This window comes from Flavobacterium sp. M31R6, assembly GCF_013284035.1.
Taxonomy (GTDB): Bacteria; Bacteroidota; Bacteroidia; order Flavobacteriales; family Flavobacteriaceae; genus Flavobacterium.
Window position 1 is genome coordinate 3,073,488 of the sequence record NZ_CP054141.1, and the last position, 15,317, is coordinate 3,088,804.

7 protein-coding genes are annotated in these 15,317 nt (G+C 33.4%); 1 reads left to right on the top strand and 6 read right to left on the bottom strand.

Going from position 1 to position 15,317, the window contains the following annotated elements; translation table 11 throughout:
- Positions 1-7: 7 nt before the first annotated feature.
- The 4 genes from HQN62_RS12635 to HQN62_RS12650 form a co-directional block, all read right to left on the bottom strand.
- The gene (locus HQN62_RS12635; protein WP_217362488.1) at positions 8-2,470 is read right to left on the bottom strand and encodes a hypothetical protein; all 2,463 of its coding nucleotides are present in this window, start codon (positions 2,468-2,470) and stop codon (positions 8-10) included.
- Between the two features lie 186 nt (positions 2,471-2,656).
- Positions 2,657-4,141, bottom strand: a complete 1,485-nt coding sequence (locus HQN62_RS12640; protein ID WP_217362489.1) for a RagB/SusD family nutrient uptake outer membrane protein — start codon at positions 4,139-4,141, stop codon at positions 2,657-2,659.
- 94 nt (positions 4,142-4,235) lie between these two features.
- Positions 4,236-7,322: a SusC/RagA family TonB-linked outer membrane protein gene (locus HQN62_RS12645; protein WP_173504624.1), complete on the bottom strand. Its 3,087-nt coding sequence runs from the start codon at positions 7,320-7,322 to the stop codon at positions 4,236-4,238.
- Positions 7,323-7,530: 208 nt separating this feature from the next.
- On the bottom strand, positions 7,531-11,718 hold the full coding sequence (locus HQN62_RS12650) for a hybrid sensor histidine kinase/response regulator transcription factor (RefSeq protein ID WP_173504625.1): 4,188 nt from the start codon (positions 11,716-11,718) through the stop codon (positions 7,531-7,533).
- A gap of 591 nt (positions 11,719-12,309) precedes the next feature.
- On the opposite strand from HQN62_RS12650, the gene HQN62_RS12655 reads away from it, so the two are divergent.
- Complete coding sequence (locus tag HQN62_RS12655; RefSeq protein WP_173504626.1) at positions 12,310-13,179, top strand: DUF3943 domain-containing protein; 870 nt, start codon at positions 12,310-12,312, stop codon at positions 13,177-13,179.
- Positions 13,180-13,874: 695 nt separating this feature from the next.
- Here HQN62_RS12655 and HQN62_RS12660 read toward each other — a convergent pair.
- Together HQN62_RS12660 and HQN62_RS12665 are read right to left on the bottom strand one after the other, a co-directional pair.
- Positions 13,875-14,729: a CvfB family protein gene (locus tag HQN62_RS12660; protein WP_173504627.1), complete on the bottom strand. Its 855-nt coding sequence runs from the start codon at positions 14,727-14,729 to the stop codon at positions 13,875-13,877.
- Between the two features lie 134 nt (positions 14,730-14,863).
- Positions 14,864-15,205 carry a DUF2853 family protein gene (locus tag HQN62_RS12665; RefSeq protein ID WP_173504628.1) on the bottom strand — a complete coding sequence of 114 codons (342 nt, stop codon included), beginning with the start codon at positions 15,203-15,205 and terminating at the stop codon, positions 14,864-14,866.
- Between the last annotated feature and the right edge of the window lie 112 nt (positions 15,206-15,317).

The following is a 15,317-nucleotide window of genomic DNA, read 5'->3' on the forward strand; positions in this document are numbered from 1 at the left end:
TCTTATTTTAGTTTTTATTTTCAAAATCGGGATCCATTTTTGATGTTCTGCTCCCTGCTACTTCATCTGCCATTAGAATAAAAACATTCCAACACAAACCTCTCGTTGAAGGCCACCATGAATCGGTTGTCGTCCATTTTGTTGGAATAAATTCTTTGCTGTAAGGCCATTCCGGATTGAGGTTTATTTCGGCCCAAGCTCTATTCTCCATCATTTTTTGAGCATTCTTCCATCCATGTTTTGCTCCGACTACATAAGCACAATATTCAGCACGAAACCAACTTCCTCCATTGTAATATATCCCGTCATTAGCACCTCCTACATAATTTGATTTTCCAAATTCGCCAAAAGGTTGGTAATCTGTATTCATAAACGAATATCCTTTTTTGTCTTTAGTCAGTTGAATAATTAAAGGTGCGGTTGTTCCATATTCCGGATGTGGAGAATTAGCTACTTTATTAAGCAATGGAATTTGATTCAAATGATTTACAACCATTTCATCTGTCAAAATAGGACGTTTGAACAGCCAAAGAGAATAAAATTCAGGTTCTAAATCAGTTAGTGCTATAATGTCGGGGAATTGCTTGTCGTATAACAAATGTTTTCTTTTTGCATCATAAAAATTACGATATTCTCTTTCTGCTTTTTCAATATAGGAATCGGATATTTCATAACCCAATTCTTTTATCGTTCGCAAAGCAATCGCCAGCATCCCTTGATTGACGGCAAGTCTATCAGTTTTTGGATTAAAATCAAGAACATCCACTTGGCACAAAGGAAAATGTGATTTGCACTTTCCGTCTTTGTCATCATCAAATTCATTTAATACAAAATCGACTGCTTTCTGAATTTTATCTTTTGGCAACTCAACACCAAAACGTCTTTTGTTCATCATGGCCCAAATCAGAAATTGAATAGTAGCTTCATTGTCCTTTACTTCAATCGAACCCATATAAGGCGTGATGATGGTACCAACTGCTCCTTTTTGATTTTGGGTTTGCGCCCATTTATTCCAAATAGACAGATTCAGTTCCTTATTATAACTTGATACTATCGAAAAAAAAGAATCTCTATTATACATATCAGGCGAATAGTTCATATTCGGAACATTGAAAGGCGAAAAATCGTCAATCGAAGTAATCCAGGTAAGCATATTAAAATTGGCATACATCATTTTTTCTATTTGAGATCCTTCAAATTTTTTGGCTTCCGCCAAACGAGTCTGAGAAGATATAACAAAATCATGATGATTGGTAAAAGGCTCAACAAAAATGTATGTTGTTTTTGTCACCGTTTCGCCCATAGCTATCTTATTATAAGGTTCTATGACCGGTTCATGTGCTACAATTTGAAGATTTTTTATCTGAAGTGAACAATCTTTTGCATCGCTTGCTCCAATAAACAACGAAACGCTGTCGTTTTCAATATAAGGAACCAGAATGCTTCCTTTGAAAAGTGTCCACTCCTTTTCTTGAGTAGGAAACTTATCGATGTATTTTATTCCGTTTTCTAATTCAACTGTTTTCTTGCCGTTTTTAATTCTGAACAATTTTAATGCAAGTGGCGTAGATCCTTTGCAGAGGAATGAAATCGTATATATTTTTTGATCTTTGAAAGGAGCAATCATTTCAAAACCGGATTGCTCATTGGATTTTATATCTAAATTATAAATACTGTCCTTTTTACTAATTTCAACTGAACCAACTTTCTTATATTGGTCATTGAGTTGTAATTTTAGCTCTTTTCCTGAATCTAAATTATAAAGTTCTCCGAAGGTTTGCTTGATGTAATTTTGATTTTTGGCTCTTTCATTTACTGTTGCCACCGACACTAAATTTGGGTCTGGAAGTTTTCTCATACCGACAAATCCGCCGCCATGACCATTAAAGCGTCTTCGGGTTGTTCTTGTATAATGATTTTTATAACCTGCGTCCATCAAGAAGCCAACTACCAGATTATCTGGCGTTACAAATCCTGCTGAAGGAAACATTTCATGCGCAAAGCCTCCCGGAAAATTATCAAATTCAAAGGTTACATATTTTGAAGGTGTTTGTGCGGGTTTTGACGTTTCGGTCAACGTGTAATATACAATTGGCATCCCTGTTTGAGTAATGTCGATGCTCTTTTTTATAATGTTTTTATTGATAACTTCATACGCAACGGTAATCGAAATATTCAAATCAAAGTCTGCCAGATAGGTTTTTCGGGTCAGTTCTAGAGTATTTGAATCCCCTTTCCACTCTGCTCCTGTCCAATTTTTTATACTGGTTTTTTCACTAAAATCAGTATTTGCCAGATCAAGCGAAAACTCTTCTGTATTTTTAACCAAAAGCTGATTCCCATTATAAATAGCAACATTATAACCTTGTGTATCATCTCCTACAACTTTTAAATTAATATTCTGGCTTGACGAAATCGCTCCGACAAAACAGAATAGTAAAATAGAAAGGGTATTTAAAAATTTACACATAGTAAAATGTTTTATTATTTATCAGGTTAATCAGAATTCTAATTTTATTACTAGATTCTTCTTTCGTTTGCTGGATTTTTTATGGTTTAAAAAATAGAGAAGCAGCAATTTTTTTTAATTGCAATTGCTACTTCTCACTGGTAATTAATACTTTAAACTAACCAAACTTATTTCAATTACCTTTCTTTAGTACCCAGGGTTTTGTTTCAAAAGCCCTGCCGAAGCATCCACTTCAGATTGAGGAATTGGATACAACATATGTTTGTCTTGGAAATTTTTGCCATGGGCAGTCATCACTTGCTTAGCAATACCCCATCTTTTTAAGTCTGGCATTCTTTGATTTTCAAAACCAAGTTCGGCTCTTCTTTCAGAAATCAACCAATTTTTAATAGTTGCTTTGTCTGTAGATGCGGCTCTGTTTGGCAGTGTTCCAGCAGGTACAGGAGTACCATCGGCAGTAACGGTGTTTCTTGCTCTTGTTCTAATTTGATTTATGATGCTAATGGCACCTGAATAATCTCCAGTTTCGTTAAGTGCTTCAGCTTTCCAAAGCAAAACATCGGCGTAACGAATGAATACTTTATTGTTTGATGCATCATCATCTCCTTTATTGCCACCATCTGTGGTTCCTAAAAGTTTACTAACCCATTGTTGTGGCGCATTCACTGTATATAACTTTCTAGGGTCATTAGGTTCAAATGAATTTAAGAAATCGGTACTTGGAGCAAAGAATCCCCATCCAAGAGGTGCGCAAATTCCGTTTCCTTTTCTTGGATCACCTTGTTTAACATGATTATAAGAGAAGATAACTTCGTTGTCAGCATATTCAGTGTTCATATTGAAATTATCAAAATAATTGGCATCCAAACTAAAAAATCCTGTAGATTCCAATTCTGACACTAATGTAGTTACACCTGTCCAATCCTTGTTGTATAAAGCGGTTTTTGCAAGAAGTGCAATGGCAGCTCCTTTAGAAACTCTCCATTTTTCTGTATCGGATCCATATTTTGAATTAGGCAAAAGTGATTTAGCTTTTTCCAAATCAGTTTTGATTTGACTCCATACATCTTCTTTTGGTGCTCTTACAGCAAAATCAAAAGCTTCTTGATATGTTTTTACGGGAGCCAAGATTAAAGGCACATCTCCAAAATTAGTCACCAATGAAAAATAATAGTAAGAGCGTAAAAAATAAGCTTCACCAATTAATTGATTTTTTCTTTCGGTTGTGATTCCGGTAATTTTCTCAATATCTTCATTTAATAGAAAACTCAATGCAATATTGGTTCTTTTTATCCCCTCGTAATCGTATTTCCACAACCCATTTGGTCCTCCATTTGTCGAAGTAAAAGTAAAGTTGTTTATCTCATCCATCCAAGGTTGATCTCCATCAGGAGACCATTTTTTTTCCATATCATCGGATGCTATATCATCTATTACAATATCATTTTGAAACACCAAACCACCATTCCAATCCCATTCTGCCAACTGGTTCAACTTATTGGATAACATATCATAAGATGAAGTTACTGAACTTTCTACGGAAGCCAATGTTGGTTTAGAACTTGCCTGTTCCAAAGTTAACGCACCTACAGGTTCGGTAGTAAGTTCATCTTGGCAACTTGTCAATGACGCTAGCGAAATCATAATCGCTGTTATATATGTATATTTCATGTGTTTATATTATTTATTTTTTAACGGAACATGGTATCGCCATTCTTCATTATTTTTTACTAATTTGAATCATGGCGATTTCATGGTTCGTTTATTAAATTTTAAATTTTAAACCTATTAGGATTGAAGTAGATTGAGGATAAGTTCCTTGATCTATGAAAGAAGTCGATTCTGGATCCAAACCAGTATAGTTCGTGAAAGTCAACAAATTTTGACCTGATACATACATTCTTAAATACGTATCACCTATGATTTTTGGATCAAACGTATATCCGATCTCAAGATTTTTCAATCGTAAATATGAAGCATCTTCAACAAAAACGCTAGAAACTTGGCTTCCTCCGTTATCATTAAGTGTGTTACGTGGAGTAGTGTTACTAGTACCCTCACCATTCCATGCTCCTAATACTGCAGTAGTAGAGTTGAAAGGACGGCTATCATAATCCAAAATTTGTTTCAAATCGTTGTAACGATCTACACCTGAAACTCCTTGGAAAAGGAATGACATATCAAATCTTTTATATTCAGCATTGAATGAGAAACCGTATGTTACTTTTGGAATTGAACTTCCTATGAATGTTCTGTCATCAGCATTAATTTGACCATCTCCATTTAAATCCTTAAACTTAATATCACCCGGTTTTGCACCGTTTTCATTAGAGAATAAAGTAGAAGACACTTCGGCAGCATTTTGATAAATACCATCAAATTTTAATCCATAATACGAACTGATAGGTTGTCCAACCACCGTTTTAGTATGAGTTTTGTCATCATTAATCTCGGTAACATATTGCTGAAGTTGTTCTACATTATTTTTTAGTGTAGCAATGTTTGCATTGATTCCGTATTTAAATTCGTGGTCGTTATTTTGGAAATTAGCTCCAAACTCAAACCCTTTATTAGTTACAACTCCAGCATTAACAAAAGTTCTATTAATTTGACCAACAGTAGATGAAGGTAGACCTACAGTTAATAAAATATCATCGGTCTTTTTGTCAAAATAATCAGCTGAGAAAGTCAGTTTATTATCCATTACACCCAAATCAAGACCAAAGTTAGTTTGTGTAGTAGTTTCCCATTTTAAATCTGGATTACCATAACGAACTATGTTTATGATACCTCCAGTTTCGGTAACAAGAGTTTCATAGGCATTATTAGGAATTTCTTGATTTCCAGATTGACCCCAGCTAGCTCTCCATTTTAAGTTGGAAATCCAATCTGCTTTTTCCATGAATTTCTCTTTAGACATTACCCATCCACCAGAAACAGAAGGAAAATAACCCCATTTATTATTAGGTCCAAAACGAGAAGAACCATCGGCTCTTATAGTACCTGAAACTAAATATTTATTATCATATCCATAATTGGCAGAACCAAAGAAAGAAATAAGGTTCCAACTTTGAGCAGATCCTGAACTGTGTTTATTAACATCGCTTCCATAATCAAGATAACGGAAAGGATCAGTAGTATTATTATAGTTTTGTCTGCTCCCACCTACTGCAGACTGGTCGTATGATACCGTTTCAGATCCTAATAATGCACTGATGCTATGTTTATCAGCAATTGTTTTAGTATAATTCAAAGTATTTGCAAAAGTAAACGTAGTCGCTTCACCTCTATTTTCATTCAGGCTTGAAGGTCTATTTTGCCTACCTTGTCCAGGATACGTTTCATTTGCACTATTGTCATTATCATCTCCAAAATTTTCTCCAAAAGCTTTGTTGTGATCGAAAGTGATTTCAGCTCCCAAATTACTTTTGAATTTCAGAGATTTATCCGCTAAAAAAGCATATTCTCCATATACATTTCCAAAAGTTTTAAAAGCAGAACGTGTGTCATCTGTAAAATGAACAATTGCCAACGGATTAGAAGTTAATTCATAATTTGGATTCCAACCACCATTAGGATTGTTATTCAAATAAAAAGGTAAATCAGTGTAAGGATCATTTGCTTTATAAGTTGGATCATTTACATCTTTATACACTCCTAAAACCGATGGACGCAATAAAGCATGTCTGATAACACCGGGAGCGTCTCCACTTGAAGACATTTTATCTTGTCTAGTACTAGTAATCTGAAGATTTGTTCCAACTTTGAAACGATCAGTAACTTCAGTATTAATATTGGTTCTAAAATTAATACGTTTGTAGGTATCATTGTCACCAACCACAATACCATCTTGTCCAAAATAACCACCAGATATTAAATATTGTGTTTTCTCTGAACCTCCGCTAACTGAAAGCTGTAGATTATTAGTTCTTCCAGAAGTGAACAATTGGTCCAACCAATTGGTGTCTGATAGTGGTATCCCATTAACGTTTCCGTTAGTTTGATCTGTTTTGTATGGGCTTATTGCCCCTGCCGGATTATTGTTAGAGTTATGCCAAGCTTGATCCATTACTGTCAAATACTGATTTGCATTTAGCATTTTAGGAAGGTTTGTGGCAAAACTGGTTCCAGAGTAATATTCTACATCAATATTCGATTTCCCTTTTGAACCGCTTTTGGTGGTAAGAATAACAACTCCACCTGCGGATCTGGAACCGTAAATAGCAGTGGCAGCAGCATCTTTTAATACAGTCATCGATTTTACGTCGGACATGTTCAAGAAAGAAATGTCGCGGGTTGCAACACCATCAACAACATAAAGTACGTCGTTGTTTCCTAGCGTACCTTCCCCTCTAATACGTATTTTAAGTCCGTCTCCAGGAGCACCTGTATTAGCAGAAACTGAAACACCGGCAACTTGTCCTTGCAAAGCCTGACCTACATCAGCCACTTTTGTTTTAGACAATTCACCCATATCTACTTGCGCTACGGCACCTGTTATGGATTGTTTTTTTTGACTGGAATACCCCACAACAATTACTTCGTCCAATTTTTGTGAGTCGCTTTCTAATTTAGCATTCACCACAGTTTGTCCATTAACTGCAATTTCTCTGTTTTTGTATCCAATATAACTAAATACCAAAACAGCATCAGTACTTACATTATTTAAAGTATAGTTTCCATCAAAATCTGTTGAAGTACTTAAAGAGGTTCCTTTTACAACAACATTCACCTGCGGTATTGGACCGCTGCTATCCGAAACATTCCCTTTTACTGATTGAGCATGCAGTATGCTTCCTGATAATAGTATTCCAAACAGGAACAAATTATAAATAATTTTCTTTCTCATCATAGGGAATTATTAAATTGATTACTAATTCGAGTTAAATTTTTCATGTTAATAAAAATTAGGTTGATTAAATTCGTTAATAGTTTTTTTTATAGTCAAAAAACGATTTCGTAAATTTATCCTGTAGACACAAAAAAAGGTGTACACTATTTCATCAAAAGTGTACACCTTTTACAAAAGTGTTGATTTTTAGCATTTTAAAACTTATCTACTACTTTCCTTTGTACTTCAATTGATAATTTTTTGGAGTCACATTATACATCTTATTAAACTCACGGTAAAAATAGGAACGGTTATTAAAACCGGATTGGTAGCACACCTCAGATACTGTAAGTACATTTTTACGCAAAAGTTCTGCTGCAAATTTTAATCGTATCGTTCGAATTAAATCTCCCGGAGTAAAGCCAAAAATCTGTTTTACTTTTCGATACAATTGCGAATTACTGATGCCTAATTCTTTTTCAATAAATAAGCTTTGAAGATCTTCATTATCAATATTGGAACGAATCAGTTCAATCACTTTTTTTACAAAATCTTTTTCATCATTATTTATTGGCAGCGTAGCCAGATTCTCCGTAAGCGTATCTTGTGTAAAATGCTTTAGTATTAATTCTTTTTCTTCAAGAAGCTTCTGTATTCGTATTAATAAATGATCCGGATAAAAAGGCTTTGGAATATAGGAATTAGCACCGCTTTCCAGTCCTTCAATTCTATGGATGACAGAATCTTTTGCGGTAAGCATAATAAACGGAATATGACAGGTCTTGATATCCTGCTTGATTTTTTTACAAAGTTCTACCCCATCCATCATTGGCATCATTACGTCGCTGATAATAATGTCGGGGATTTCCCTCTCAATAACCTCAAGGGCTTCTAAACCATTATAAGCAGGGATGATTTTATATTTTTCCCCTAATAAATCATCCAGAAACAAACGGATTTCCTTCTCGTCCTCAACCAGCAAAATTGTTTTGCGGGTGTCTTGAATATCTTCCAACGAAGCAATTTTATTGGGCGTATGATCGGACTTGTTCGGAATCTCTTCAAGAATATTTTTTAGATGGTGCGAAATCAAAATCGGACTTACTTCTACATCCAATTCTTTTTCACTAAATAACTCTTTACCGCATGGAATTAGAATGGTAAAGGTAGTCTGCTCATTTGCAATACTCGAAACCTGAATTTCACCTCTCAATACAGTGACCAGTTTTTTAATATACGCCAACCCAATACCTGTTCTAAACAAATCATTATCTGGCGCTTTATTTGTATCCGACAGAAAAAATCGATCAAATAGCGAGTCTAATTTCTCTTTCGGAATTCCGTTTCCTGTATTTACTATTGTAATGTTCAGTCTTTTGGAATCATCCTGAAGCGTAAACTTAACATCAATCTTCCCTTTTATCGGAGTGTATTTGAATGCGTTTGACATCAGATTAAAAACTATTTTTTCAATCTTATCTTTGTCAAACCAGCCTGGTAACGCAGATGGAATGTCAAGATTATAATCAATCTTTTTATCCAATGCCCATTCATCAAACAATTCAGCTATTTGTTCTACCAAGCTTACAAGATCAAATTCTCTTGCATTTATTTCCAGGTAATCGTATTCCGCTTTTCGAAACTCCAATAATTGTTGTGTCAAAAACAATAACCTTGACGAATTACGTTGAATCATCTGCAGGAATTTTTGATTGCGTTCACTAAGATTTGCCGTTTCGGATAGTTTTTGGACAGGACCAACGATCAAAGTCAAAGGAGTCTGAAATTCGTGGGCAATATTCGTAAAAAAGGTAAGCCTGTTTTCGTGAAGCTCTTCCTCCCTCTTTCTAAAAAGAATGTTTTGACTCAATGATTGTCGCTTTTTATAATAACTCAATACAAAAAGAACAAAAAGAGTTGTTAGTATTAAATAAATTACAAGAGCCACATTGGATTGCCAAAACACAGGCTTTACCTTAATATCTATGGCGTGAACCGGTTTGCTCCAAACTCCATCACTATTGGACCATTTTATCCATAAAGAATAATTACCCTTAGGAACGTTTGTAAAAGAAATAATTCTTCGATTATTAATAGTATTCCAACCCTTATCGAAATTTTTCAATTGATAGGCATACTGGCATTTTTCACTGTTGACATAAGTCAAAGCTGCCAATTCGATATCAAAAAAGTTTTGATTATGGTCCAAAACAATGGAGGGATTTGTCTTTGAATCGGGAGATATTACTAATCCTTGATAATATGGGATAGGCTGATTTTGACCACTGATTTTATCTATCAAAATATCAGGAATAACGGAAGACTCTTTTATTTTTTGAGGCAAAAAATAATTAAATCCTTTTATTCCTCCCATAAAAATAAAATCCGACTTCTGATCTTGATAAAATGCCCCGTCAGCAAATTCATTATTCTGAAGTCCTTCGTTTTTGGTGTAATTAATGAACTTAGAACCATTAAAATTGGACAACCCAAAATTTGTACTTATCCAAAGATTGGACTTTTTATCAGAAACAATTCCATGAATAGTATTATTTGGCAATCCTTCTTTGGCCGTATAGCTCTTAAAAATGGCGCTTCCGTTACTCTTTAAATCTTCCAATACATTCAAACCAAAACTTGTTCCTATCCAAAGTCGGTTATTTACATCTGTCCGTAAACACAAAATATCATTGTTGGATAGACTTTTAGAATCATTTTTAATATTTTTATAAGTGTGAAATTCTTCCGTTTTTTTATCAAAAAGATTAAGGCCACCCAATCGCGTTCCAATCCAAAGTTGATTGTCATTCCTAGGGACTATAGAAAAAACAATATTGCTACTTAGTGATTTTGGTTTGTTGCTGTCGGCAAGATATCTTTTGAATTCCGTTACTTTCAATTTATGACCAGAACGCTCAATTTTACAGCGAATCATTCCGTAGCCATTGGTTCCAAGCCAAATAAATCCAGTTGAATCCTGAGAAATAGTGTAAGTTGATTTAAAATAATCACATTTCTCATTCCCTTCAATAGCAGACCAATTGATAAGTTTAGATTTTTTTAGATCAAAAACTGTAACTCCATCCCCATCTGTACCAACAAAAACAAGATTATCTTGACCTTTACACAAAGCAAATACAGCATTGTTTATGGAGCTGTTACTTTCGTTGAAGTTTTGATATTGTAATGCTTTTTCCGGATTTAGATAAAAATTAGAGGGAAAACGAAACAATCCCTTCCCTTTTGTACCAACCAAAAAAGAATTCCCATCCACCTCCAGAAATGTTCTGATAATTCCCCCATCCAACTCAGGAACTTGCGCTTTTGAAATTAAATTAAAAGCTTTTTTCAGAGGATATATTTTAAATAAACCATCTCCATCCGTTCCTGTCCAAAGCACATTTTCACTCCCTTGTATTAATGTAGTGACCTTTTGACTTTTCAAGTATTTCAACCATGGTTTGGAAACAATATTCCCTGAATTATTCATTATGAAATAACCCGATTTGGCAGAAAACACAATTCCCTCTGGAATATGACCAATGATATTGTCAATATTTTGAGTCGAAACAATTTGATTTTTACTATCGGATAAAGAATGTAAAAAAGCATTTCCTGAATTTGGAATGATACATACTTTTTCATTGGAAACCACTTCAAACGTGCGAATATCTTTTGAGATCAATTCAACTTTTGAAATTATCTTTTTTCCGTCACTGCCTATTTTAAGAGACAAAGCATAGAGTTCATTGTTCTCTAACAAAACCAATAATTCCTCCGTTGGAGAAAATTCCATTTTTTTAACCGCTTTCTTCGAAAAATTTTTTCCCTTTAATAATTGAAAAGCTGCTCCGTCAAAATATCCAATTCCCCAATCTTTTACGGCGCAAAATACTTTTTTGGAAGCATCCAGTGCCATGTTGAATTCTGATTCTGATAATGGCGGTTTATTTTCTCTGGAAAAGTAAAATCGCTGGAATGCATCCGTTTTTTTGTTATAACGATTAATACCATGAATCGTCAATATCCAAATCTGACCAGTATTATCTTCGGCTAATTTGAGGATCACCTGATTGCTCAGGCTATTTTCATTATCCAATTCAGGTCTGAAAATCTTGAAACTATTTCCGTCATATCGGTTTAATCCGTCCCAAGTTCCAACCCAAAGTAAATTCTCGGAATCTTGAAAAATGGCATTAACGGAACTATTGGACAATCCCTTGGTATTATCCAATTGTTCCAACGAATATTTTAAGTCTAAAACCTTTGATGAATCTAAAAGTGATTTTGGATTATTATTAATCTCAGTTCTTTTAGTCAATCCATTATTATTATTTAAAGACGAAGCATTTTCTTTATGATTGCATGAAATAAACCCTGCAAAAATAAAGCTGATGAGTATAATTTTAATTTTCAATTTAATAAATGTTTAGTAGTTTTTTTCAAACCAACCATGCGATTATTTAGAGCTGTCGCAATAAATTATTTGCCTTTCCTTTATAAGATGTAAAAGGCAATCTAATTATTTTGGAAGCACAAACAGTACAGAAAGAAGATTTTTTTTTACGGCAATTGAGGTAATTATCCACTATCCAAATGTACAAAAAAAGCCTAGCTCTTTAAATCAATCGTGAAATAGTTTGTAAAGTTTCCATACAAAACTCCCATCCTTAACAGTAAATTAGGTTCCGATAAATAAATATTTTTTAAATTATAAAATTTGAATAACTCTATCAAATGCATTCGGTTACAAAAATTAAACTCCAGTCATTTAATCACGGAGAATTGATACCAAAATCCTTGAAATACTTCTATCATTAATTTAAGATTAAGATGTAAAAATGCCTGCTTAATTCTTATTAATTAATTATATTTGCCGCGTTTATAAACTGGACTAATTCGATCACGAATCGATTGTAATTCAACAGTTATAAGAGCAAAAACAATTTATAATTTAAAACCAAATACTTATTTGGCCACCTTTTTAACAGCATTTACCCCCAAAAAAATGAATCCATTTAAAACTAATTTATACGCCTTTATAATTTTACTTTCTGGAAATGCCATTTTTGCTCAACAGGCAGAACAGTCAATAAACAATCAAAATCAATTACTCCCATCGCTTTCCCAAAATACAATCGCTTATTCTGAATCTCAAAAAGATAGTTCAGAAAATGTAGCTCCCTACAATTACAATATGCTTTCTTTGGTTGATAGCACATTGGTACAACCAAACATTACTACTTATCCTCCTGCCACAAGAGATTATAGAAGGTTAGGGTATAATACCGCTATGTATTTTGGAGCATCTATTGTTGCATTTGGTATCTTATATGCTATGCCCGAAAGCGTAACCAATTGGGACAAACAAGCGATGAAAGAAAATGGAATTACCTATAAATGGAAACAAAATGTAAAAGCAGGTCCAGTTTGGGATCACGATGATTGGGTTTTAAACTATGTTACCCATCCTTATGCAGGAGGAATTTATTATATGACAGCCAGAAGCAGTGGTTTTAATATATTTGAATCCTTTTTATATTCGGCTTTTATGTCCACCTGTTTTTGGGAATATGGAATAGAAGCATTTGCCGAAATTCCATCCAAACAAGATTTAGTAGTCACACCAGTACTTGGTTCTGTAGTGGGGGAAGGTTTCTTTTATGCTAAAAAAAGCATTTTTAAACATGATAAAAAAGTACTGAAATCTAAAGTTTTAGGATATACGTGCTTAGCTCTTATTGATCCTTTTAACACCCTATTGGATGGTTTTGGCTATAAAGAGAAAACTAAAGCACAATTAAATCTTGCTCCAGTTGGTTTTGACAAAGGATCGAATAAAGCCATTTGGGGACTTAATTTCAATATGCAATTTTAATTAATAAGAATTTACAAATCACTGATTTACTTATTATTAAATCATTTCTTTCAATAAAAAACAAAAGTGTTAAAGTTTAAATTAAAGGAAAAAATAAAAGCCTTCTTAGGAATCACAAATTGAATTATTTACTACTTTTAACTCATGCTAATCATTATTCTATAGTAAAACCAACGTTAGTTATTAATTCAGATTAGCACGGAGTTTTTCACTGATTTATTAACCTTAAAAATGATTTTTTTGAGTGAATTTGAAATTATTGTCGCTTGTTTTTTTATGGTTTTAAATTATATAATTTTCACAAAAACTATTTTAAAGTACAAGCAAATAAATGAGGCGTTTGCCCAAATAGTAATTCATAGAAAGTAACACCTAAGGGTTAAGTAAAAGATTTACAATCCAAATACTTTACACAAGTACAATAACAGATGGTAATCTTTAAATGTATAATCAACCAATGGTTTTAATGTGAAATTTATACTTTACTACCTAAGTAAATGTTTTGATTTATAGACAAACCATTTAATGAAGTAATTTACGCTTTGTAATTACTTGTATTACATATACGTTAAGTATATAAAGTGCTTGAATATACTTTTTAAAATGTTCGAAAATGTTTTATTTTTGTTTATATCTATAGGGTACAAACAAAAGTAAAAGGGAAAGGCTAATCAAAATGATTAGCCTTCCTTTTTTTATTCCTTAACCAAATAGATTCCATCTTCTTTAATCTCGATTAACTTTTCCTTATACAAAGCTCCAATAGCTTTTTTAAAGGTTTTCTTGCTCATCTTTAAAACCGTTTTAATGTCTTCGGGATGAGAATTATCCGTTAAACGTAAAAAGCCTCTACTGGCTCTTAGTTCGTCAAGAATTTTTTCGGCATTTGGTTCTATACTTTGATAGCCTTGAATTTGTAACGAAACATCAATCTTGTTATCAGGTCTGATATTCTTTATATATCCGCGCATACGATCTCCTGTACGTATACCGTCGTCATAAACTTCGTCTTTATACAATAATCCTTTGTGCCTTTCATTGATAATTACATTGATCCCTAATTCTGTAATATGAGAAACGATAAGATCCACTTCTTCCCCTTTTTCAACGGTAAGGTGGTCATTTTTCAAAAATTGGTTCAATTTGCTTGATGCCACCAAACGATTGGTTTTTTCATCCATATAAAGATAAACCAAATAGCGTTTTCCTTTTTCCATAGGACGTGCCTGTTCCTTGAAGGGAACCAAAATGTCCTTCTCCATTCCCCAATCCATAAAAGCACCTATTTGATTGATATAATTCACACGTAAAAGAGCGAACTCATTCAACAATATATAAGGTTCCAATGTTGTGGCAACTGGGCGTTCCTCGTGATCCAAATACACAAAAACAATAAGCTCCTCACCTATTTCAAATTCATTTGGCACATATTTATTAGGTAAAAGTATATCGTGTATTCCTTCTGGGTCTTTTTCTGGGTTGCCCAAAAACAAACCCACTTTGGTATCACGCAATATTGTAAGCGTATTGTATTTTCCTATTTCAATCATTTTATTGAGATTCTAAGTTGTATTTTCAACTAAGTTTAATGTGCAAAGGTACGAACTTTGAAAATGGGATTTATAAAAACATTATCAATAAAAAAAGCGTCCATTAAAGACGCTTTTTGAAAAGTTCAATATTTTTAATTGTAAGCACTTTCCCTTCCAAAATGTAGAGCCAATAAATAATAAACCACCGCTCTATATTTATTTTTATTAGACCTTCCATATTTTTCCAAAACAGCATCGATTCCTTTTTGAAGTTCAGGACCATCAGTCAAACCTAATTTCTTGATTAAAAAATTATTTTTTACCGTCGCAATTTCGGATTGTTGTGTTCCCGCAATAATGGAAGAATCTGGATTATATATGGACGGTCCACAACCAGTAGTCACTTTGGTCAATAAGTCCATATCTGGAGTAATCCCGCATTTTTCTTTCAAATCGGCTGCATATTTTACAATTAATACGTCTTTTGCACTCATAAAAATATATTTAAGGTTTTTACTTTTGATTTTATAACATCCTCAAATTTAGTAATTTATTATTAAAGTGTGCGATTTTTATTCAATATTTATTCATTAAATTTTGGTAACC

What these genes read in the sequence shown, in the direction of transcription:
- HQN62_RS12635 (WP_217362488.1), bottom strand. Translation starts at nt 2,470, where the DNA reads ATGTGTAAATTTTTAAATACCCTTTCTATTTTACTATTCTGTTTTGTC.
- HQN62_RS12640 (WP_217362489.1), bottom strand. Translation starts at nt 4,141, where the DNA reads ATGAAATATACATATATAACAGCGATTATGATTTCGCTAGCGTCATTG.
- HQN62_RS12645 (WP_173504624.1), bottom strand. Translation starts at nt 7,322, where the DNA reads ATGATGAGAAAGAAAATTATTTATAATTTGTTCCTGTTTGGAATACTA.
- HQN62_RS12655 (WP_173504626.1), top strand. Translation starts at nt 12,310, where the DNA reads ATGAATCCATTTAAAACTAATTTATACGCCTTTATAATTTTACTTTCT.
- HQN62_RS12660 (WP_173504627.1), bottom strand. Translation starts at nt 14,729, where the DNA reads ATGATTGAAATAGGAAAATACAATACGCTTACAATATTGCGTGATACC.
- HQN62_RS12665 (WP_173504628.1), bottom strand. Translation starts at nt 15,205, where the DNA reads ATGAGTGCAAAAGACGTATTAATTGTAAAATATGCAGCCGATTTGAAA.